This is a genomic window from Burkholderia sp. BCC1644 (assembly GCF_902833225.1).
Lineage (GTDB): Bacteria > Pseudomonadota > Gammaproteobacteria > Burkholderiales > Burkholderiaceae > Burkholderia.
In genome coordinates this window covers 25,803-46,087 of sequence record NZ_CADFEI010000017.1, presented here as the reverse complement: position 1 = coordinate 46,087, position 20,285 = coordinate 25,803, and the positions used below count along the sequence as shown (strand labels likewise).

Annotated in this window: 20 protein-coding genes and 1 tRNA gene; 18 read left to right on the top strand and 3 right to left on the bottom strand. The window is 64.7% G+C overall.

Annotated elements, in window-relative coordinates; genetic code table 11:
* The first annotated feature begins 102 nt into the window (after positions 1 to 102).
* From ilvN to HWX87_RS28485, 5 genes are all read left to right on the top strand, one after another.
* On the top strand, positions 103 to 594 hold the full coding sequence (gene ilvN / locus HWX87_RS28505) for an acetolactate synthase small subunit (protein ID WP_006398781.1): 492 nt from the start codon (positions 103 to 105) through the stop codon (positions 592 to 594).
* A 94-nt stretch (positions 595 to 688) separates the two neighbouring features.
* On the top strand, positions 689 to 1,705 hold the full coding sequence (gene ilvC, locus HWX87_RS28500; RefSeq protein WP_034190794.1) for a ketol-acid reductoisomerase: 1,017 nt from the start codon (positions 689 to 691) through the stop codon (positions 1,703 to 1,705).
* 127 nt (positions 1,706 to 1,832) lie between these two features.
* Positions 1,833 to 2,477, top strand: coding sequence for a phosphatidylserine decarboxylase (locus HWX87_RS28495; protein WP_031401923.1), 645 nt, complete (start codon positions 1,833 to 1,835; stop codon positions 2,475 to 2,477).
* A gap of 15 nt (positions 2,478 to 2,492) precedes the next feature.
* Complete coding sequence (gene pssA, locus HWX87_RS28490) at positions 2,493 to 3,365, top strand: CDP-diacylglycerol--serine O-phosphatidyltransferase (protein ID WP_176050385.1); 873 nt, start codon at positions 2,493 to 2,495, stop codon at positions 3,363 to 3,365.
* Between the two features lie 315 nt (positions 3,366 to 3,680).
* A complete protein-coding gene (locus HWX87_RS28485) occupies positions 3,681 to 5,225 on the top strand; it encodes a 2-isopropylmalate synthase (protein ID WP_176050384.1) in 1,545 nt (514 codons plus the stop codon).
* Positions 5,226 to 5,297: 72 nt separating this feature from the next.
* Here the strand turns inward: HWX87_RS28485 and HWX87_RS28480 are convergent, their stop codons facing one another.
* The 3 genes from HWX87_RS28480 to HWX87_RS28470 form a co-directional block, all read right to left on the bottom strand.
* Positions 5,298 to 6,848, bottom strand: coding sequence for a SulP family inorganic anion transporter (locus HWX87_RS28480; protein WP_176050383.1), 1,551 nt, complete (start codon positions 6,846 to 6,848; stop codon positions 5,298 to 5,300).
* 39 nt (positions 6,849 to 6,887) lie between these two features.
* A complete protein-coding gene (locus HWX87_RS28475; protein ID WP_176050382.1) occupies positions 6,888 to 7,529 on the bottom strand; it encodes a carbonic anhydrase in 642 nt (213 codons plus the stop codon).
* Between the two features lie 382 nt (positions 7,530 to 7,911).
* Positions 7,912 to 8,424, bottom strand: coding sequence for a hypothetical protein (locus tag HWX87_RS28470; RefSeq protein WP_176050381.1), 513 nt, complete (start codon positions 8,422 to 8,424; stop codon positions 7,912 to 7,914).
* Positions 8,425 to 8,593: 169 nt separating this feature from the next.
* On the opposite strand from HWX87_RS28470, the gene HWX87_RS28465 reads away from it, so the two are divergent.
* The 13 genes from HWX87_RS28465 to nuoF all read left to right on the top strand — a co-directional run bounded on the left by HWX87_RS28465 (position 8,594) and on the right by nuoF (position 20,276).
* Positions 8,594 to 9,853: a branched-chain amino acid ABC transporter substrate-binding protein gene (locus HWX87_RS28465; protein ID WP_176050380.1), complete on the top strand. Its 1,260-nt coding sequence runs from the start codon at positions 8,594 to 8,596 to the stop codon at positions 9,851 to 9,853.
* 107 nt (positions 9,854 to 9,960) lie between these two features.
* Positions 9,961 to 10,230, top strand: a complete 270-nt coding sequence (rpsO, locus tag HWX87_RS28460) for a 30S ribosomal protein S15 (RefSeq protein ID WP_176050379.1) — start codon at positions 9,961 to 9,963, stop codon at positions 10,228 to 10,230.
* A gap of 289 nt (positions 10,231 to 10,519) precedes the next feature.
* On the top strand, positions 10,520 to 12,667 hold the full coding sequence (gene pnp / locus HWX87_RS28455) for a polyribonucleotide nucleotidyltransferase (protein ID WP_176050378.1): 2,148 nt from the start codon (positions 10,520 to 10,522) through the stop codon (positions 12,665 to 12,667).
* Positions 12,668 to 12,815: 148 nt separating this feature from the next.
* Positions 12,816 to 13,835, top strand: coding sequence for an NAD(P)H-quinone oxidoreductase (locus tag HWX87_RS28450; protein WP_176050377.1), 1,020 nt, complete (start codon positions 12,816 to 12,818; stop codon positions 13,833 to 13,835).
* Between the two features lie 130 nt (positions 13,836 to 13,965).
* On the top strand, positions 13,966 to 14,721 hold the full coding sequence (gene tpiA, locus HWX87_RS28445) for a triose-phosphate isomerase (protein ID WP_176050376.1): 756 nt from the start codon (positions 13,966 to 13,968) through the stop codon (positions 14,719 to 14,721).
* A 72-nt stretch (positions 14,722 to 14,793) separates the two neighbouring features.
* Positions 14,794 to 15,174: a preprotein translocase subunit SecG gene (secG, locus tag HWX87_RS28440; protein ID WP_042977371.1), complete on the top strand. Its 381-nt coding sequence runs from the start codon at positions 14,794 to 14,796 to the stop codon at positions 15,172 to 15,174.
* 110 nt (positions 15,175 to 15,284) lie between these two features.
* Positions 15,285 to 15,369: transfer RNA gene (locus HWX87_RS28435), tRNA-Leu, on the top strand.
* 153 nt (positions 15,370 to 15,522) lie between these two features.
* A complete protein-coding gene (locus tag HWX87_RS28430; RefSeq protein WP_006398798.1) occupies positions 15,523 to 15,882 on the top strand; it encodes an NADH-quinone oxidoreductase subunit A in 360 nt (119 codons plus the stop codon).
* 62 nt (positions 15,883 to 15,944) lie between these two features.
* Complete coding sequence (locus HWX87_RS28425) at positions 15,945 to 16,424, top strand: NADH-quinone oxidoreductase subunit B (RefSeq protein WP_006398799.1); 480 nt, start codon at positions 15,945 to 15,947, stop codon at positions 16,422 to 16,424.
* Between the two features lie 21 nt (positions 16,425 to 16,445).
* A complete protein-coding gene (locus HWX87_RS28420; protein ID WP_176050375.1) occupies positions 16,446 to 17,048 on the top strand; it encodes an NADH-quinone oxidoreductase subunit C in 603 nt (200 codons plus the stop codon).
* 9 nt (positions 17,049 to 17,057) lie between these two features.
* On the top strand, positions 17,058 to 18,311 hold the full coding sequence (locus tag HWX87_RS28415) for an NADH-quinone oxidoreductase subunit D (RefSeq protein WP_006478265.1): 1,254 nt from the start codon (positions 17,058 to 17,060) through the stop codon (positions 18,309 to 18,311).
* 172 nt (positions 18,312 to 18,483) lie between these two features.
* A complete protein-coding gene (gene nuoE, locus HWX87_RS28410; protein WP_006756903.1) occupies positions 18,484 to 18,969 on the top strand; it encodes an NADH-quinone oxidoreductase subunit NuoE in 486 nt (161 codons plus the stop codon).
* Positions 18,966 to 20,276 carry an NADH-quinone oxidoreductase subunit NuoF gene (gene nuoF, locus HWX87_RS28405; protein ID WP_176050374.1) on the top strand — a complete coding sequence of 437 codons (1,311 nt, stop codon included), beginning with the start codon at positions 18,966 to 18,968 and terminating at the stop codon, positions 20,274 to 20,276. The genes nuoE and nuoF overlap by 4 nt, the downstream gene beginning before the upstream one ends.
* Positions 20,277 to 20,285: the final 9 nt, after the last annotated feature.

The window sequence follows — 20,285 nt, the reverse complement described above, 5'->3', positions numbered from 1 at the left end:
GCGCGCTTGGGCCGAAGCGGCCGCCTTCACGAAGGGCGGTGCGGCACGCGGCGGCGCGCGGCGCGAGTGAATCGACACGGACACATTCTGGAAGAAGCGAACATGAGACACATCATTTCCGTCCTGCTGGAGAACGAACCGGGCGCGCTGTCGCGCGTGGTCGGTCTGTTTTCCGCACGCGGCTACAACATCGAAACCTTGACGGTGGCGCCGACCGAAGACCAATCGCTGTCGCGGCTCACCATCGTTTCCATTGGCTCCGACGACGTGATCGAACAGATCACGAAGCATCTGAACCGCCTGATCGAGGTGGTGAAAGTGGTGGACCTGACCGACGGTGCACACATCGAACGCGAGCTGATGCTGATCAAGGTACGTGCAGTGGGCAAGGAGCGCGAAGAAATGAAGCGGATGTCGGACATTTTCCGCGGCCGCATCATCGACGTGACCGAAAAGACCTACACGATCGAATTGACGGGCGCGAGCGACAAGCTCGACGCATTCATCCAGGGGCTGGACGCGGGCGCGATCCTAGAGACCGTGCGCACCGGCAGCTCCGGCATCGGACGCGGCGAGCGCATCCTGAAGGTGTGATGCCCAATGGCACGCCGGGTGCGCCGTCATGTCCCGGCCCGCAGTACTCCATCCGAACGAATTGTTGAATTTTTGAATTAGCGAAGGAACCATCATGAACGTTTTCTACGACAAAGACGCTGACCTCTCCCTCATCAAGGGCAAGCAAGTCACGATCATCGGCTACGGCTCGCAAGGCCATGCACACGCGCTGAACCTGAAGGAAAGCGGCGTGAACGTGACGGTCGGCCTGCGCAAGGACGGCGCGTCGTGGAGCAAGGCTGAAAACGCCGGCCTGTCGGTCAAGGAAGTCGCGGAAGCGGTGAAGGGCGCAGACGTCGTCATGATGCTGCTGCCGGACGAGCAGATCGCCGACGTGTACGCGAAGGAAGTGCACGCGAACATCAAGCAAGGCGCAGCGCTGGCATTCGCACACGGCTTCAACGTCCACTACGGCCAGGTGATCCCGCGCGCCGACCTCGACGTGATCATGATCGCGCCGAAGGCACCGGGCCACACCGTGCGCGGCACGTACTCGCAAGGTGGCGGCGTGCCGCACCTGATCGCGGTTGCGCAGAACAAGTCGGGCGCGGCACGCGACATCGCGCTGTCGTACGCGGCAGCGAACGGCGGCGGCCGTGCCGGTATCATCGAGACGAACTTCCGTGAAGAGACCGAAACCGACCTGTTCGGCGAGCAGGCCGTGCTGTGCGGCGGTACCGTCGAGCTGATCAAGGCCGGCTTCGAGACGCTGGTCGAAGCAGGCTACGCGCCGGAAATGGCGTACTTCGAGTGCCTGCACGAACTGAAGCTGATCGTCGACCTGATCTACGAAGGCGGCATCGCGAACATGAACTACTCGATCTCGAACAACGCCGAGTACGGCGAGTACGTGACGGGCCCGCGCGTCGTCACGGAAGAGACGAAGAAGGCGATGAAGCAGTGCCTGACCGACATCCAGACGGGCGAATACGCGAAGAGCTTCATTCTCGAGAACAAGGCAGGCGCACCGACGCTGCAGTCGCGCCGTCGCCTGACGGCCGAGCACCAGATCGAACAGGTCGGTGCGAAGCTGCGTGCGATGATGCCGTGGATCGCGAAGAACAAGCTCGTCGACCAGACGAAGAACTAAGCACCGCGTGCTGTTCCGGCCCTTCGAGTGGAGGGTCGGTATCAAAAAGCCGTCCGAAGGCAGCAGTGCCCCGGGCGGCTTTTGCTATCCTACGGGCTTTGCAATTCACCGAACACAGAACGAATCCATGAACTATCCTCATCCGATCATCGCGCGCGAAGGCTGGCCGTTCATCGCGATTGCTGCCGTCATCGCGCTGTTGATCCACGCCGTCGGGGGCTTCGGCTTCGCGTGGCCGTTCTGGCTGCTGCTCGTCTTCGTCGTCCAGTTCTTCCGCGATCCGCAGCGCCCGATCCCCGCGCAGCCGAATGCGGTGCTGTGCCCGGCAGACGGCCGCATCGTCGCGGTCGAGACCGCACAAGACCCGTACGCGAACCGTGAAGCGCTGAAGATCAGCGTGTTCATGAATGTATTCAATGTCCATTCGCAGCGTTCGCCGGTCGATGGCGCGATCACCAAGGTCGAGTACTTCCCGGGCGCGTTCCTGAACGCGGCGATCGACAAGGCGTCGACCGAGAACGAGCGCAATGCGGTCGTGATCCAGACGGCGAGCGGCAAGACCGTCACCGCCGTACAGATCGCAGGCCTCGTCGCCCGCCGGATCCTCTGCTACGTCCGTGCCGGCGAGCCGCTGTCGCGTGGCCAGCGCTACGGTTTCATCCGCTTCGGTTCGCGCGTCGACGTGTACCTGCCGCTCGGCAGCCGCGCGAAGGTGTCGATCGGCGAGAAGGTCTACGCGTCGTCGACGATCCTCGCCGAGCTCGAGCAGTAAGCGGCGGGGCGCACGATGGCCGCATTCAAACCGCGTCGGCCGCGTAACGGCTCCGGCCAGACGCCACGTCCGTTTCGCCGCAACAAGATAATGGCGCCCGATCAGGCGCCGCTCGAGAGCCGCCGCGCCGCGCGTCAGCGGTTCCTGAAAACGCGCGGCATCTACCTGCTCCCGAACGCGTTCACGACTGCCGCGTTGTTCTGCGGCTTCTTCGCGGTCGTGCAGGCGATGAACGTGCGCTTCGAGATCGCCGCGATCGCGATTTTCGTCGCGATGGTGCTCGACGGGATGGACGGGCGCGTCGCGCGCATGACGCATACGCAGAGCGCGTTCGGCGAGCAGTTCGACAGCCTGTCGGACATGGTGTCGTTCGGCGTCGCGCCGGCGCTCGTGATGTACGAGTGGGTGCTGAAGGATCTCGGCCGCTGGGGCTGGCTCGCCGCGTTCGTCTACTGCTCGGGCGCCGCGCTGCGTCTCGCGCGCTTCAACACGAACATCGGTGTGGTCGACAAGCGTTTCTTCCAGGGGCTGCCGAGCCCGGCCGCCGCCGCGCTGATCGCGGGCTTCGTGTGGCTCGCGACCGACAACCGCGTGCCGATGAAGCTTGGCTGGCTGCCGTGGGTCGCGTTCGTGCTGACGATCTACGCGGGCGTGACGATGGTGTCGAACGCGCCGTTCTACAGCGGCAAGGCGCTCGACGTGCGGCACCGCGTGCCGTTCGCGGCGATCCTGCTGGTCGTCGTCGCGTTCGTGCTCGTGTCGTCCGATCCGCCGCTGATGCTGTTCTGCCTGTTCGTGCTGTACGGGCTGTCCGGCTATGTGTTCTGGGCCTACATGGCCATCCGCGGGCGCGCGAATCCGGCGCGCTCGTCGCAGCGCGATCACTGACGCGCGATCGACCCGGAAACGGCGGCCTCGAGGCCGCCGTTTTCATTTGCCCCTTTTTCGAGCCGGGCTGCCGGAATCACCCGGGCGGCGTCCGATTGCGCGGCCAACGGAATGTCGCTATAGTCTTCGGCATGACTGCATTTCCCTGCCTCTCCCTCCTTCTAGCCGGTGCGCCGCTACGCGCGCTAGCGTCGGCGCGCCTGCCGCGCTGACCGTTCTCGCCCCCCCGTCAAGCTTCGTCTGTTGTTGAGCGTCGCCAGCGGTGGCGCGATCTCATTACGTTTGACTTCCGTATAAAGAGCCCTGGAGCCCCCCATGACAGACAAGCTGATCATTTTCGATACGACGTTGCGTGACGGCGAACAATCGCCCGGCGCGTCGATGACGAAGGAAGAGAAAATCCGCATCGCGAAGCATCTCGAGCGGATGAAGGTCGACGTGATCGAAGCCGGCTTCGCGGCCAGCTCGAACGGCGACTTCGATGCGATTCACACGATCGCCGGTCTCGTGAAGGACAGCACGATCTGCTCGCTGGCCCGCGCCAACGACAAGGACATCCAGCGCGCGGCCGACGCGCTGAAGCCGGCCAACAGCTTCCGGATCCATACGTTCATCGCGACGTCGCCGCTGCACATGGAGAAGAAGCTGCGGATGACGCCCGACCAGGTGTTCGAGCAGGCGCGCCTCGCGGTGCGTTTCGCGCGCAAGTTCACCGACAACGTCGAATTCTCGCCGGAAGACGGCAGCCGCTCCGATCTGGATTTTCTCTGCCGCGTGCTGGAAGCCGTGATCGCAGAGGGTGCGACGACGATCAACATCGCCGACACCGTCGGCTATGGCGTGCCGGAGCTTTACGGCAACCTCGTGAAGACGCTGCGCGAACGCATTCCGAACTCGGACAAGGCGATTTTCTCGGTGCACTGCCATAACGACCTCGGGATGGCCGTCGCGAACTCGCTCGCCGGCGTGAAGATCGGCGGCGCGCGTCAGATCGAGTGCACGATCAACGGTCTCGGCGAGCGCGCAGGCAACACGTCGCTCGAGGAAATCGTGATGGCCGTGAAGACGCGCAAGGACTATTTCGGCCTCGACGTCGGCATCGACACGACGCAGATCGTGCCGACGTCGAAGCTCGTGTCGCAGATCACCGGTTTCGTCGTGCAGCCGAACAAGGCCGTGGTCGGCGCGAACGCGTTCGCGCATGCGTCGGGCATTCACCAGGACGGCGTGCTGAAGGCGCGCGACACCTACGAGATCATGCGCGCGGAAGACGTGGGCTGGAGCGCGAACAAGATCGTGCTCGGCAAGCTGTCGGGCCGCAACGCGTTCAAGCAGCGCCTGCAGGAACTCGGCGTGTCGCTCGACAGCGAATCCGAACTGAACGCCGCGTTCATGCGCTTCAAGGATCTGGCCGACCGCAAGGCCGAGATCTTCGACGAAGACATCATCGCGATCGTGTCCGAAGAGTCGGCGCTCGCGCACGAGCACGAACACTTCAAGTTCGTGTCGCTGTCGCAGCGCTCGGAAACGGGCGAGCAGCCGCAGGCAAAGATCGTGTTCGCGGTCGAAGGCAAGGAAGTGACCGGCGAGGCACGCGGCAACGGGCCGGTCGACGCGACGTTCAATGCGATCGAGGGTGAAGTCGGCAGCGGTTCCGAGTTGCTGCTGTACTCCGTGAACGCCATCACGACCGGTACGCAGGCGCAGGGCGAAGTCACCGTCCGTCTGTCGAAGAGCGGGCGGATCGTCAACGGCGTCGGCACCGATCCGGACATCGTCGCCGCGTCGGCGAAGGCGTACATCTCCGCGCTGAACAAGCTGCATTCGAAGGACGACAAGCTCAACCCGCAGCGCTCGTAAGCGCCGCGCGCTGCGCATCTCCCGAACGCCCCGTGCGGCCCTGCGCCGCCGGGGCGTTTTTTCATCTGCCGATCATTCGGCAGCCGGTGCGCGGAACAGCCAGCGGCGCGCAGCGGGGCGTGTCGCCGGGCTGCGCCGGCGGAACTCGACGGCGATTCCGCGCCGTGGCGCATCGGCGACGAACGCGTCGAGCAGTTCGAGCACGTCGTGATCGATGTAGTCGGCGCGCGTCGCGTCGATGATCACCGCCGCGTGGTCCGGAATGTGCCGCAGGTGGTGCTTGACCTGAACCTTGCCGAGGAACGACACGTCCTTGCGGAACGACAGCAGGTAGTGGTCGTCGTGCTGGGCGAGCGTGACGGGGCTCTTCAGGTTCGCGACGGCGACGGCCAGTACGCTGCACGCGAGGCCGAGCGCGATGCCGAACAGCAGGTCGACCGCGAGCACGCCGATGATCGTCGCCGCGAACGGCACGAACGCGGCCGGCCCTTGCTTCATCACCGAACGGAACAGCGCCGGCTTCGCGAGCTTGAAGCCCGTATGGATCAGGATCGCGGCCAGGCTCGCGAGCGGGATCAGGTTGATGAGGCCGGTGAGTGCGAACACGCTCGCGAGCAGCAGCATCCCGTGGACGATGGCCGACATCCGGCTTTGCGCCCCCGCGTTGACGTTCACCGAGCTGCGTACGATCACCGACGTGATCGGCAGCCCGCCGACCGCGCCCGCGACGAGATTGCCGACGCCCTGGGCCTTCAGCTCGCGGTCGGGCTGCGTCGGCCGGCGCTTCGGGTCGATCTGCTCGACCGCTTCGAGGCTCAGCAGCGTCTCGAGGCTCGCAACGACCGCGAGTGTGATCGCGACGCGCCACACGTCCGGATTGACGAGCTGCGCGAAGTTCGGGCCGAGCTCCGCATGCTTGAGCGATGCCGCGAACGCCGCGAACGATCCGAGCTCGGGTAGCGTCACGCGATGGGCGGCGCCCGGCGCAACGGCCGGCGCGACGAAGCCCAGCACGAGCGTCGCGCCGATCCCGAGCACGACGACCGCGAGCGGCGCCGGTACCGAGCGCACCAGCGCGAAGCGGCGCAGCGCAGGCGTGTCCCACGCGATCAGCAGTCCGAGCGACGCGAGCGCAATCGCCGTGGCGGCCCACGCGACCGGCAGGCCCGGCCAGTTCGCAAACGATTGCGCGGCCGAGCCGCCGATACCGAACGCGAACGGAATCTGCTTCACGATCAGCAGCAGGCCGATCGCGGCGAGCATGCCCTTGATGACGGGCGACGGTACGTAGGCGGCGAAGCGGCCGGCGCGCAGCATCCCGAACCCGAATTGCAGCACGCCGGACAGCAGCACCGCGAGCAGGAACGCGGAAAAGCTGCCGAGTTGGGCGATCCCTTCGACGACGATCACGACGAGGCCCGCGGCCGGCCCGCTGACGGACAGCGACGACCCGCTCAGCAGCGCGACGACGATGCCGCCGACGATGCCGGACACGAGCCCGGCGAACGGCTCGACGCCGGAGGCGTTGGCGATGCCGAGACATAGCGGCAGCGCGACGAGGAAAACGACGATGCCGGCGACGATGTCGCGCGGCAGGGTGGACAGGCGCTCGTTCAGTTTCATGGTTGGGGCGATTTCATTGGCGTAAGGGCGGGGGATGAATCAGCCGAGCGCGGCGGCGGTCGTGGCCAGCGCAGGTTCGACGTCGACGGGCGGTGTCGCGTAGCCCGAATCGAGCTCCAGCAGGCGGCCGTCGGCGAGCGAGAAGATCCAGCCGTGCACGAGCGGCGGCCGTTCGCGGCCGCGCACGATCGGCGATGCGCGGAGCAGCCGCACCTGTTCGAGCACGTTCAGTTCGGCGAGGCGATCGGCGGCGGCCGTGTCGTCGAGCCCGTCGAGCGTGTCGCGATGGCGGCGTGCGAGCGCGCAGAGCGGCGCGATGCGGCGCGCGACGTGCGGCAGGTCGGCCGGCGGCGGCAGCAGCGACGCGCGCACGCCGCCACAGCCGTAGTGCCCGCACACGATCACGTGGTCGACCTTCAGCACGCGCACCGCGTACTCGAGCACGCTGGCGGAATTGTCGTCGTCGGGATGGAACAGGTTCGCGATGTTGCGATGAACGAACAGTTCGCCGGGCGCGCAGTGCGTGATGGTTTCGGCCGGCACGCGGCTGTCGGCGCAACCGATCCACAGCACGCGCGGGTTCTGGCCGCGCGCAAGCGCGTCGAAGAAACCGGGTGTGTGTTCACGCGTCTCGCGGGCCCAGGCAATGTTGGCAACCAGCATGCTCTTGGGGCGATTCATGAGGACTCCTTTCTGATAAAGGCAAATAAATATCGCCGAAATGACGCAATTGCAATCTTTCTAAATTGAAAGGTTTGGTTTCGACTGATATTAGGGGTATGCCCTAGCACTCCGGGTGCATTGAAACAAATTGTTTCAAATTGATTTGGCGTAGTGCATTGCATGCACCAACCCAACGCATGACATGCATCGGGCATGCCTGTTTCGGCGCAATGGCCCGCATGACGGGGCGTTCAGCGGATTGCCATCGGAATGTCATCGATCGGAAAAGTTTTCCGCTATATTCCCGGAATTAAATAAGGCAGCGGAAAAAAGGAAATGGCCATTTACGCAATAATTCGTGAATGGCCATTGTGAGAATTGCGCGTAAATGCGCAATCGGTCAGAACAGGTTGCGGCGATCGGGATCGTGCAGCGGGTCCGGGGTTTTCTGCGTGATGCGCAGGATGCCCTGCGGATCGAAATAGAAGCTGTACATCATGTACCAGACGTTGTCCTCGAGATACCGGTACGTCCACACCTCGCGCTTCATCAGCGGGAAGTAGGACGTCTCGACGGGGCGTCCGAAATTGACGAGCACGTCGGTCTTCGTCCACTTGCCGATTTCCGCACGATAGAACTCGCTCGGCTGCAGTACCTGGCGCACGTTGACGATCTTGTGGGCCGCGTCGACGTCGGCCGCGATCGTGATCTCGCCCATCGGCTGGGTCGGCCACATCAGCCGTTTGCCGCCGCCGGGCAAGTCGTAGATCTCGCGCGGCGGGCCCATGCGCGCGACGATCGCCGACTCGTCCTGGCCGGCCTGGTATTGCTGCCACGGTTGCGCGCAACCGGCGAGCAGTGCGGCGGCACAGGCGACCAGCACCGGCAGGCGCGCGGGAATGCGAATGCGCATGGGATCCTCCAGAACACGGAAACAGGTCCCGTTGTATCACGGACGGCGCGCGACGGTGCATCGCGCGGAAAAAATCGGTGCGGATCGCCGGCATGGCCACGCTTGCGGGCGGCGGGTGCGCCGGCCTATGATCCGCGCTTCTCGGGCAGATTGAAGGGCAGGTGGGCCGATGCAGGGGTGGAAGCGGTGCGCGCTCGCGTTGAGCGCAGGGTGGATGCTGGTGTCGTCCGCGTTTGCCGGCGGCGAGCCGGTGCGGATCGCGCTGATCGAAGGGATGTCGGGCCCGTTCGCGAACGCCGGCGCGGCCGTCGAGCGCAACCTGCGCTTCGGCGTCGAGCAGGTCAACGCGGCGGGCGGCGTGAAGCTGCGTGACGGCGCGCACCCGCTCGAACTCGTCGTGCTCGACAGCAAGGGGAGCCCGGAGGAGGCGCTCGTGCAACTGCGCGTGGCTGCGGACCGCCATATCGGCTTCGTTGCGCAGGGTAACAGTTCGGCCGTCGCGGCCGCGCTCGTCGCGGCGCTCGACAAGCTGAACGCGCGCGATCCGGACAACCGGATGCTGTTCCTGAACTATTCGGCCGACGATCCGGCGCTGACCGGCGCTCGCTGCAGCTTCTGGCATTTCCGCTTCGACGCGCACGCGGGCATGCGGATGGCCGCGCTCGCGGACGTGATGGCGCGCGACCGCGCGCTGCGCAAGGTCTATCTGCTGAACCAGGACTACAGCTTCGGCCACGACGTCAGCACGCTTGCGCGTCAGGCGCTGGCCGCGCGGCGCCCGGACGTGGCGATCGCCGGCGACGAATTTCACCCGATCGGTCGGATCAAGGATTTCGCGCCGTATATCGCGAAGATCCGGGCCAGCGGCGCGGACGCCGTCGTGACCGGCAACTGGGGCAACGACCTGACGCTGCTCGTGAAGGCGGCGCGCGAGCAGGGGCTGAACGCGAAGTTCTATACGTTCTACGGCAACAGCCTCGGCGCGCCGGCGGCCCTCGGCGATGCCGGTGTCGGGCGCGTCGTGGCGGTGGCCGACTGGCACCCGAACGCGGGCGGCGCGAAGTCGGACGCGTTCTACCGCGCGTTCCGAACCCGTTTCCCGGCCGCGCAGGACGACTATCCGGTGCGGCGGATGAGCCTGATGATCGAGATGCTGGCCGCGGCGATGAACCGCGCGGGCTCGGCCGACCCCGTCGCGGTTGCGCGGGCGCTCGAGGGCCTGTCGTTCGACGACGGCTTCCATGCGTCGCGGATGCGCGCGCAGGATCATCAGCTGATCCAGCCCCTTTACGTGATGGAAATGGACAAGGCCGGCACGCCGGGCGTGCGCTTCGACAACGAGGGGTCGGGGTACGGCTTCCGGACGGTGCTGGCGGTGCCGGCACTGCGCACGGAGATGCCGTCGACGTGTTCGATGACGCGTCCGTGACAGGGGGCGGTAAGAACGGCGCGGAGTTGTGCTACAATGCGCGCCGGTTGTAAGTCACGGCACGGCCATTCTTCCGTGTCCGCCTGTTCAGTTAGAAAGGAAATCACATGTCTGTTGCAGATATCAAGAAGTCGGAAGTCGTTGCTCAGTTCGCCCGCGGTACCAATGACACGGGGTCGCCCGAAGTCCAGGTCGCACTGCTGACCGCACGTATCGTCGAACTGACGGGTCACTTCAAGTCCCACGCGAAGGATCACCACAGCCGCCGCGGCCTGCTGCGCATGGTGAGCCGCCGCCGCAAGCTGCTCGACTACCTCAAGGGCAAGGATGCCGACCGTTACCGCGCACTGATCGAGAAGCTGGGTCTGCGTAAGTAATCGAGGCGATTGCCGCCAGCAAGATGCCTGTGTCAGTCCGCTGATACAGGCATTTTGTTTTTGCGCGGTGCGTAGCGTCACGCGCATCGCAGGCTGTCCGGCACTTCGTGCGGGGCAGCCGCAACGACTGATACCGGGGCAGGATTTGTGTCATTCCAGCGCGTCGCTGCACGAGCGCCGCGCTGGAATGGCATAAAAAACACACCTTGCTCCGGGTGATTCTGTCGGGACGCCGCTGTGCCGGATGGCCGGCGCGGCGAATGAAATGCATGAATTCAAAGGAGCAACCATGTCCATGTTCAACAAGGTCGTGAAGGAATTCCAGTGGGGCCAGCACAAGGTGCGCCTCGAAACCGGTGAAGTCGCTCGCCAGGCGAGCGGTGCGGTGATCGTCGACGTCGAAGATACCGTCGTGCTGGCAACCGTCGTCGGCGCGAAGTCGGCGAAGCCGGGCCAGGACTTCTTCCCGCTGACCGTCGACTACCTCGAGAAGACCTACTCGGCCGGCAAGATCCCGGGCGGCTTCTTCCGCCGCGAAGGCCGTCCGTCGGAGCATGAGACGTTGACGTCGCGCCTGATCGACCGTCCGCTGCGTCCGCTGTTCCCGGAAGGCTTCTACAACGAAGTCCAGGTCGTGATCCACGTGCTGTCCGTGAACCCGGAAATCCCGGCGGACATCCCCGCGCTGATCGGCGCATCGGCTGCGCTCGCCGTGTCGGGCCTGCCGTTCAACGGCCCGGTCGGTGCCGCGCGCGTTGCCTACATCGACAACGCCTACGTGCTGAACCCGACGCGTGACCAGATCAAGGCATCGAGCCTCGACCTCGTCGTCGCGGGTACGGAGCGCGCGGTGCTGATGGTCGAATCGGAAGCCGACCAGCTGTCGGAAGAAGTGATGCTGGGCGCGGTCGTGTTCGGTCACGAGCAGATGCAAGTCGCGATCGACGCGATCCACGAACTGGTGCGCGAAGGCGGCAAGCCCGAGTGGGACTGGCAGCCGGCGCCGAAGAACGAGGCGCTGATTGCGCGTGTGACGGACCTGGCGCAGAACGACCTGCTCGCCGCTTATCAGCTCCGTGACAAGCAGGCTCGCTCGACGAAGCTGAAGGAAGTCTACTCGGCGACCTCGGCGAAGCTCGAGGAAGACGCGCAGGCAGCCGGTACGGCAGCGGCCGACAAGGCCACCGTCGGCAACGTCCTGTTCGACATCGAAGCAAAGATCGTCCGTTCGCAGATCCTGAACGGCGAGCCGCGTATCGACGGCCGCGACACGCGCACCGTGCGCCCGATCGAGATCCGCACCGGCGTGCTGCCGCGTACCCACGGCTCGGCGCTGTTCACGCGCGGCGAGACGCAGGCGCTGGTCGTCGCGACGCTCGGCACGAAGGGTGACGAGCAGATCATCGACGCGCTCGAAGGCGAGTACCGCGAGCGCTTCATGCTCCACTACAACATGCCCCCGTTCGCAACCGGCGAAACGGGCCGCGTCGGCTCGCCGAAGCGCCGCGAAATCGGCCACGGCCGCCTCGCGAAGCGCGCGCTGGTCAAGTGCCTGCCGAGCGCCGACGAATTCGGCTACTCGATCCGCGTTGTGTCGGAAATTACCGAGTCGAACGGTTCGTCGTCGATGGCATCGGTGTGCGGCGGCTGCCTCGCGCTGATGGACGCAGGCGTGCCGATGAAGGCGCACGTCGCGGGTATCGCGATGGGCCTGATCCTCGAAGGCAACAAGTTCGCGGTGCTGACCGACATCCTCGGCGACGAAGATCACCTCGGCGACATGGACTTCAAGGTGGCCGGCACGGAACAAGGCGTGACGGCGCTGCAGATGGACATCAAGATCCAGGGCATCACGAAGGAAATCATGCAGGTCGCGCTCGCGCAGGCGAAGGAAGGCCGCATGCACATCCTCGGCAAGATGACGTCGGCGGTCGCGGGTGCGAACACGCAACTGTCGGAATTCGCGCCGCGCATGATCACGGTCAAGATCAACCCGGAAAAGATCCGCGACGTGATCGGCAAGGGCGGTTCGGTGATCCGCGCGCTGACGGAAGAAACGGGCACGACCATCGACATCTCGGATGACGGCGTCGTGACGATCGCGAGCACGAGCAGCGAAGGCATGGCCGAAGCGAAGAAGCGCATCGAGCAAATCACGGCTGAAATCGAAGTCGGCCAGGTGTACGAAGGCACGGTGCTCAAGCTGCTCGATTTCGGCGCGATCGTGAACCTGCTGCCGGGCAAGGATGGCCTGCTGCACATCTCGGAAATCGTCAACGAGCGTGTGAAGGACATCAACGACTACCTGAAGGAAGGCCAGCAAGTGAAGGTCAAGGTCATCCAGACGGACGAAAAGGGTCGCGTGCGTCTGTCGGCGAAGGCGCTGCTGAATGAAGCAGCGGCAGCGTCGCAGTCGGACACGCCGCCGCAGCAGTAAGCGGACAGGCGGACCAACGGCCGGCAGTGCGAAAGCGTGCCGGCCGTTTTTTCTGTAGCATCGTTGTGCGGCGCAGCAGCGCCGGCGAGGCGTCCGTGCCGCGTGCCCGGGCGCGCCATCCGATTCCGATCCTGGAGCCTCCCTCACCATGAAAGCCATCGAAATCACCGAATTCGGCGCCCCCGACGTGTTGAAGCTTGCGGAGCGTCCGCGCCCCGAACCGAAGCGTGGCGAGGTGCTGATCAAGGTGGCGGCTTCCGGTGTGAACCGGCCCGACGTGTTCCAGCGCAAGGGCGCTTATGCGCCGCCGCCGGGTGCGTCGGACCTGCCGGGCCTCGAGGTGGCGGGCGAGATCGTCGGCGGTGACCTGTCCGATGCCGCACTGAACCCGTTCGGCCTGAAGCTGGGCGATCGCGTGTGCGCGTTGCTCGCGGGCGGCGGTTATGCCGAATATGCGGTTGCACCGCTGCCGCAGTGTCTGCCGGTGCCCGACGGGCTCACCGATATCGAGGCTGCGTCGCTGCCCGAAACGTTCTTCACCGTGTGGAGCAATGTGTTCGACCGTGCGCAGCTAGGCGCGGGCGAGGGCGGCGAGCAGGAGACGCTGCTCGTGCAGGGCGGCTCGAGCGGTATCGGCGTGACGGCCATCCAGATCGCGCACGCGCTCGGCTTTCGCGTGTTCGCGACGGCCGGCACCGCCGACAAGTGCCGCGCGTGCGAGGCGCTCGGCGCCGAACGCGCGATCAACTACAAGACCGAAGATTTCGTCGAGGTCGTGAAGTCGCTGACGCACGATCGCGGCGTCGACGTGATCCTCGACATGGTGGCGGGCTCGTACGTGCCGCGCGAGCTGTCCGCGCTCGCGGACGGCGGCCGTCTCGTGCTGATTGCGCTGCTCGGTGGCGCGAAGGCCGACGTCAACCTGAGCGAGATTCTGCGCCGCCGGCTGACCATCACGGGTTCGACGCTGCGCCCGCGCCCGGTCGAGTTCAAGGCGCGCATCGCCGCGCAACTGAAGGCGCGCGTGTGGCCGCTGATCGCCGACGGGCGCATCAAGCCGGTGATCTATCGCGTGTTGCCGGCCGCGGATGCCGCGCAGGCGCATGCGCTGATGGAAAGCAGCGAGCACACCGGCAAGATCGTCCTCGATTGGGGTACGACCGCCTGATGGCCCGTGTGGCGGGGCTTGACATGCGCGGTTTGACCGGTTCAAGCCGTGCGCAGTAAAATCGCGGGTTTGCTTCGCCAGATCAAACCTGACGGCCGGTTTCCGGCGCGTCGATGACGAGACAGACACGATGTCGAAACAGAGAACTAAGCGGGTGATCGGCAACTGGAAGATGCACGGCCGGCTGGCCGGCAACCAGGCGTTGCTGAACGAAGTGGTGCAGGGCGCGGGCGCGGTGGCGGCCGAAACGTCGGTCGGCGTGTGCGTGCCGTTCCCGTATCTCGCGCAGGTTCACGCGCAGCTCGACGGCGGCCGTGTCGCCTGGGGTGCGCAGGACGTGTCCGCGCACGAGCAGGGCGCGTTCACCGGCGAAGTGGCGGCGGCGATGGTCGCGGAGTTCGGCGCACGCTATGCGATCGTCGGTCACTCGGAGCGCCGCGCGTATCACGGCGAAAGCAACGAGACGGTCGCGGCGAAGACTCAACGCGCACTCGCAGCCGGCCTCACGCCGGTCGTGTGCGTCGGCGAGACGCTCGACGAGCGCGAGTCGGGTGCGACCGAGCAGGTTGTCGGTGCGCAGCTCGACGCGGTGCTGGCCGTGCTGACGGCCGACGAGGCCGTGTGCATCGTCGTCGCGTACGAGCCGGTCTGGGCGATCGGCACGGGCAAGAGCGCGACGTCGGCGCAGGCACAGGACGTGCATGCGTTCCTGCGCGCGCGCCTCGCGGCGAAGGGTGCGGCGGACGTATCCGTGCTGTACGGCGGCAGCGTGAAGCCGGACAACGCGGAAGAACTGTTCGCGCAGCCGGACATCGACGGCGGCCTGATCGGCGGCGCGTCGCTGAAGGCGGAAGATTTCCTGGCGATCTGCCGGGCCGCGCGATAAGCGGTCCGAGATCGAATTGAACCATGACGGCGGCCGGACGGTCCGGTCGCCCGATCCAATCGGGTGGGTGTGATGCTGTTATTCAAGACGCTGATTATTGTGGTGCAGGTGCTGTCTGCACTCGGTGTGATTGGTCTCGTGCTGCTGCAGCACGGCAAGGGTGCCGACATGGGCGCTGCGTTCGGCAGTGGCGCGTCGGGCAGCCTGTTCGGTGCAACGGGCTCGGCGAACTTCCTGTCGCGCACGACGGGCATTCTCGCGACGATCTTTTTCGTCGCGACGCTCGCGCTGACGTACCTCGGTTCGTACAAGTCGACACCGTCGGCCGGCGTGCTCGGCACGGCCGCGACTGCGCCGGCATCGGCACCTGCAGCATCGGCACCGGCAGTCGCGGCATCCGCCGCCGTTGCGGGTTCGGCTGCAAGCGCGCCGGGCCAGGATGTCCCGAAATAAAAAGTTAAATTTTTTGTGTTTGTGCGTTGAACAAATCTGGAACTCGGGTTAGAATTTAATTCTTGAAGCGATTCGCGGGAACAAGCAGCACAACCCGAGTTGCATGCAGTGCCGACGTGGTGAAATTGGTAGACACGCTATCTTGAGGGGGTAGTGGCGAAAGCTGTGCGAGTTCGAGTCTCGCCGTCGGCACCAAAGTTACTCAATGCCAGCCGCTTCTAGTGGCTGGCATTTTTCATTTCTGGGGTGTGCTTGCGGTTGTCTTGCGATCGCCTGCACTCCGAAATGATTCCTTCCGCCGGAAGTGGTATTCTCCGGACGCTCAGAACCAACCGATAGAGGATTGCCTTGAACCTCGCAGCCTATTACCCCGTCTTGTTGTTCCTCCTCGTGGGCACTGGTTTAGGTATAGCGCTGGTCAGCATCGGCAAGCTCCTTGGTCCCAACAAGCCGGACGTCGAGAAGAACGCACCGTACGAGTGCGGCTTCGAAGCCTTTGAAGACGCCCGGATGAAATTCGACGTCCGGTATTATCTCGTCGCCATCCTGTTCATCATCTTCGATCTCGAAACCGCATTCCTGTTTCCGTGGGGCGTCGCGCTCCGGGACATCGGCTGGCCGGGTTTCATCGCAATGATGATTTTTCTGCTCGAATTCCTGCTGGGCTTTGCCTATATCTGGAAGAAGGGCGGGCTCGACTGGGAGTGATGGGTTAATCGCCGGTTTGCATGGGCGGCCACGCTCGGTCGCTCGTCTGGAGTGGAAAGCAAATGAGTATCGAAGGGGTCTTGAAGGAAGGGTTTGTCACCACGACGGCTGACAAGCTGATCAACTGGACGCGTACCGGCTCGCTGTGGCCGATGACGTTCGGGCTCGCGTGTTGCGCCGTCGAGATGATGCATGCGGGCGCGGCCCGTTATGACCTGGACCGGTTCGGTGTCGTGTTCCGTCCGAGTCCGCGTCAGTCGGACGTGATGATCGTCGCCGGCACGCTCTGCAACAAGATGGCGCCCGCGCTGCGCCGCGTGTACGACCAGATGGCCGAGCCGCGCTGGGTGATCTCGATGGGATCGTGCGCGAACGGCGGTGGTTACTACCACTACTCGTATTCGGTGGTCCGCGGCTGCGACCGGATCGTGCCCGTCGACGTCTACGTGCCGGGCTGTCCGCCCACGGCCGAGGCGCTGGTCTACGGCGTGATCCAGCTTCAGGCGAAGATCCGCCGCACCAATACCATCGCCCGTCAATAAAGCCCCGAGCGTCCCCTCAATATGGCAAGCAAAATCGAGACCCTCAAGGCAAACCTCGAAGCCGCGCTCGGCGCGCGCGTGGTGAGCCTCACCGAAGCGATCGGTGAACTGACGCTCGTCGTGAAGGCGAGCGATTACCTCGAAGTCGCAAAGATGCTGCGCGACGATCCGAAGCTCCGTTTCGAGCAGCTGATCGACCTCTGCGGCGTCGACTACCAGACCTTCGGCGACGGCGCCCACGACGGCCCGCGCTTCGCGGCCGTGTCGCACCTGCTGTCGGTCACGAACAACTGGCGCCTGCGCCTGCGCGCATTCGCACCGGACGACGACCTGCCGATCGTGGCATCGCTGGTCGACATCTGGACCTCCGCGAACTGGTACGAGCGCGAAGCGTTCGACCTGTACGGCATCGTGTTCGAAGGCCACCCCGACCTGCGCCGCATCCTCACCGACTACGGCTTCATCGGCCACCCGTTCCGCAAGGACTTCCCGGTGTCGGGCTATGTCGAAATGCGTTACGACCCGGAAGAGAAGCGGGTCGTGTACCAGCCGGTGACGATCGAGCCGCGCGAAATCACGCCGCGCGTGATCCGCGAGGATCGCTATGGCGGTCTGAAACATTAAGGGGGCGTCATGGCAGAAATCAAGAACTACACGCTCAACTTCGGCCCGCAGCACCCGGCAGCGCACGGCGTGCTGCGCCTCGTGCTCGAGCTCGACGGCGAAGTCATCCAGCGCGCCGATCCGCACATCGGTCTGCTGCACCGCGCGACGGAAAAGCTCGCGGAATCCAAAACCTTCATCCAGTCCGTGCCGTACATGGACCGTCTCGACTACGTGTCGATGATGGTCAACGAGCACGGCTACGTGCTCGCGATCGAAAAGCTGCTCGGCATCGAAGTGCCGGAGCGCGCGCAGTACATCCGCGTGCTGTTCGACGAGATCACGCGCGTGCTGAACCACCTGATGTGGATCGGCGCGCACGCACTCGACGTCGGCGCGATGGCCGTGTTCCTGTACGCCTTCCGCGAACGCGAAGACCTGATGGACGTGTACGAAGCGGTGTCCGGCGCCCGGATGCACGCGGCGTACTACCGTCCGGGTGGCGTCTATCGCGATCTGCCTGACGCAATGCCGCAATACAAGGCGTCGAAGATTCGCAACGAGAAGGCGCTCGCGAAGATGAACGAAGCGCGCAGCGGCTCGGTGCTCGACTTCATCGACGACTTCTTCACGCGCTTCCCGAAGTGCGTCGACGAATACGAAACGCTGCTCACCGACAACCGGATCTGGAAGCAGCGTCTGGTCGGGATCGGCGTGGTCAGCCCGGAACGTGCGCTGCAGATGGGCCTGACGGGCCCGATGCTGCGCGGCTCGGGTATCGCGTGGGATCTGCGCAAGAAGCAGCCGTACGAAGTGTACGATCGCATGGATTTCGACGTGCCGGTCGGCGTGAACGGCGATTGCTACGACCGCTATCTGGTGCGCGTCGAAGAAATGCGCCAGTCGATCCGCATCGCGAAACAGTGTATTGAGTGGCTCCGCAAGAATCCGGGCCCGGTGATGACGGACAATCACAAGGTTGCACCGCCGTCGCGCGTCGGCATGAAGACCAACATGGAAGACTTGATTCACCACTTCAAGCTCTTCACCGAAGGTTTCCATGTGCCGGAAGGCGAAGCGTACGCGGCGGTCGAGCATCCGAAGGGTGAGTTCGGCATCTACCTCGTGTCGGACGGTGCCAACAAGCCGTATCGCCTCAAGATTCGCGCGCCGGGTTTCGCTCACCTGGCGTCGCTCGACGAAATGGCGCGCGGTCACATGATCGCCGACGCCGTCACGATCATCGGTACGCAGGACATCGTGTTCGGCGAGATCGATCGCTAATGGTTGCGCCGTCCGCACGAGCGGGCGGCGAGCAGTAAGTCACATGCGATGCGCGTTGAACCGGCGCGGCTTCGCAAGCTGTCAACAGAGTGAGCGCCAGGTCTGCCGTCCATGCACCCCAGTGTGCGGCAGGTTGTTCGTTCGGTAGGAATTGAAAGAGTCGTGTCTGAAAATGATCTCAGCTGAAGGCCTGAAGGAAATCGATCGAGCGTTGACGAAGTATCCCGCCGATCAGAAACAGTCCGCCGTGATGTCGGCGTTGGCCGTTGCTCAGGAAGAGCACGGCTGGCTGTCGCCCGAACTGATGCAGTTCGTCGCGGACTATCTCGGCATGCCGGCTGTTGCCGTGCAGGAAGTCGCGACGTTCTACACGATGTACGAGCTCAACCCGGTCGGCAAGCACAAGATCACGCTCTGTACGAACCTGCCGTGCCAGCTTGGCCCGCACGGTGGCGCGGAAGCGACTGCCGACTACCTGAAACAGAAGCTCGGCATCGGCTTCGGCGAGACCACGCCCGACGGCAAGTTCACGCTGAAGGAAGGCGAATGCATGGGCTCGTGCGGCGATGCGCCGGTGCTGCTGGTGAACAATCACAGAATGTGCAGCTTCATGAGCCGCGAGAAGATCGACCAGCTGCTTGAGGAGCTCTCGAAATGACGTCCCTCCACGACCGTCACATCAAACCGCTGATCCTCGCTGGTCTGAACGGCGAGAACTGGCATCTCGAAGACTACGTTGCGCGCGGCGGCTACAAGCAGCTGCGCCGCATTCTCGAAGAAAAGATTCCGCCCGAGCAGGTGATCGCCGACGTGAAGGCGTCGGGCCTGCGCGGCCGTGGCGGTGCGGGCTTCCCGACCGGCCTGAAGTGGAGCTTCATGCCGCGCCAGTTCCCGGGGCAGAAGTATCTCGTCTGCAACTCGGACGAAGGCGAGCCGGGCACGTTCAAGGATCGCGACATCCTGCGCTGGAACCCGCACGCGCTGATCGAAGGCATGGCCATCGGCGCGTACGCGATGGGCATCACCGTCGGCTACAACTACATCCACGGCGAAATCTTCGAAGTGTATCGACGCTTCGAAGCCGCGCTCGATGAAGCGCGCGCAGCCGGGTTCCTCGGCGACCACATCATGGGCTCGGAATTCTCGTTCGAGCTGCACGCGCACCACGGTTACGGCGCGTACATCTGTGGTGAGGAAACGGCGCTGCTCGAGTCGCTCGAAGGCAAGAAGGGCCAGCCGCGCTTCAAGCCGCCGTTCCCGGCGAGCTTCGGCGTGTACGGCAAGCCGACCACGATCAACAACACCGAGACGTTTGCCGCGGTGCCGTTCCTGCTGTCCATCGGGCCGCAGAATTACCTCGAGATCGGCAAGCCGAACAACGGCGGCACGAAGATTTTCTCGGTATCGGGCGACGTCGAGCGTCCGGGCAACTACGAAGTGCCGCTCGGCACGCCGTTCGCGACGCTGATGGAGCTCGCCGGCGGGATGCGCGGCGGCAAGAAGATCAAGGCCGTGATTCCGGGCGGTTCGTCGGCGCCGGTGATCCCGGGCGACATCATGATGCAGACGGATCTCGACTACGATTCGATCGCGAAGGCCGGCTCGATGCTCGGTTCCGGCGCGGTGATCGTGATGGACGAGACGCGTTGCATGGTGCGCTCGCTGCTGCGCCTGTCGTACTTCTATTACGAGGAATCGTGCGGCCAGTGCACGCCGTGCCGTGAAGGCACCGGCTGGCTGTATCGCGTCGTGAACCGTATCGAGCACGGCGAAGGGCGCCAGGAAGATCTGGACCTGCTGAACTCGGTTGCCGAGAACATCATGGGCCGCACGATCTGTGCACTCGGCGATGCGGCGGCGATGCCGGTACGCGGGATGCTCAAGCACTACTGGGACGAATTCGCGTACCACGTCGAGCACAAGCACTGCATGGTCGGCGGCCACGCGCACGCGGCGGCGGCCTGAAGCGAACCC

Bases quoted from the DNA above. Each gene is read 5' to 3' on its own strand.
- pssA (WP_176050385.1), top strand. From the start codon at position 2,493: ATGGCCGCATTCAAACCGCGTCGGCCGCGTAACGGCTCCGGCCAGACG.
- HWX87_RS28420 (WP_176050375.1), top strand. From the start codon at position 16,446: ATGGCAAGCAAAATCGAGACCCTCAAGGCAAACCTCGAAGCCGCGCTC.
- HWX87_RS28425 (WP_006398799.1), top strand. From the start codon at position 15,945: ATGAGTATCGAAGGGGTCTTGAAGGAAGGGTTTGTCACCACGACGGCT.
- nuoF (WP_176050374.1), top strand. From the start codon at position 18,966: ATGACGTCCCTCCACGACCGTCACATCAAACCGCTGATCCTCGCTGGT.
- ilvC (WP_034190794.1), top strand. From the start codon at position 689: ATGAACGTTTTCTACGACAAAGACGCTGACCTCTCCCTCATCAAGGGC.
- nuoE (WP_006756903.1), top strand. From the start codon at position 18,484: ATGATCTCAGCTGAAGGCCTGAAGGAAATCGATCGAGCGTTGACGAAG.
- ilvN (WP_006398781.1), top strand. From the start codon at position 103: ATGAGACACATCATTTCCGTCCTGCTGGAGAACGAACCGGGCGCGCTG.
- tpiA (WP_176050376.1), top strand. From the start codon at position 13,966: ATGTCGAAACAGAGAACTAAGCGGGTGATCGGCAACTGGAAGATGCAC.
- HWX87_RS28475 (WP_176050382.1), bottom strand. From the start codon at position 7,529: ATGAATCGCCCCAAGAGCATGCTGGTTGCCAACATTGCCTGGGCCCGC.
- HWX87_RS28495 (WP_031401923.1), top strand. From the start codon at position 1,833: ATGAACTATCCTCATCCGATCATCGCGCGCGAAGGCTGGCCGTTCATC.
- rpsO (WP_176050379.1), top strand. From the start codon at position 9,961: ATGTCTGTTGCAGATATCAAGAAGTCGGAAGTCGTTGCTCAGTTCGCC.
- pnp (WP_176050378.1), top strand. From the start codon at position 10,520: ATGTCCATGTTCAACAAGGTCGTGAAGGAATTCCAGTGGGGCCAGCAC.
- secG (WP_042977371.1), top strand. From the start codon at position 14,794: ATGCTGTTATTCAAGACGCTGATTATTGTGGTGCAGGTGCTGTCTGCA.
- HWX87_RS28485 (WP_176050384.1), top strand. From the start codon at position 3,681: ATGACAGACAAGCTGATCATTTTCGATACGACGTTGCGTGACGGCGAA.
- HWX87_RS28415 (WP_006478265.1), top strand. From the start codon at position 17,058: ATGGCAGAAATCAAGAACTACACGCTCAACTTCGGCCCGCAGCACCCG.
- HWX87_RS28450 (WP_176050377.1), top strand. From the start codon at position 12,816: ATGAAAGCCATCGAAATCACCGAATTCGGCGCCCCCGACGTGTTGAAG.
- HWX87_RS28470 (WP_176050381.1), bottom strand. From the start codon at position 8,424: ATGCGCATTCGCATTCCCGCGCGCCTGCCGGTGCTGGTCGCCTGTGCC.
- HWX87_RS28465 (WP_176050380.1), top strand. From the start codon at position 8,594: ATGCAGGGGTGGAAGCGGTGCGCGCTCGCGTTGAGCGCAGGGTGGATG.
- HWX87_RS28480 (WP_176050383.1), bottom strand. From the start codon at position 6,848: ATGAAACTGAACGAGCGCCTGTCCACCCTGCCGCGCGACATCGTCGCC.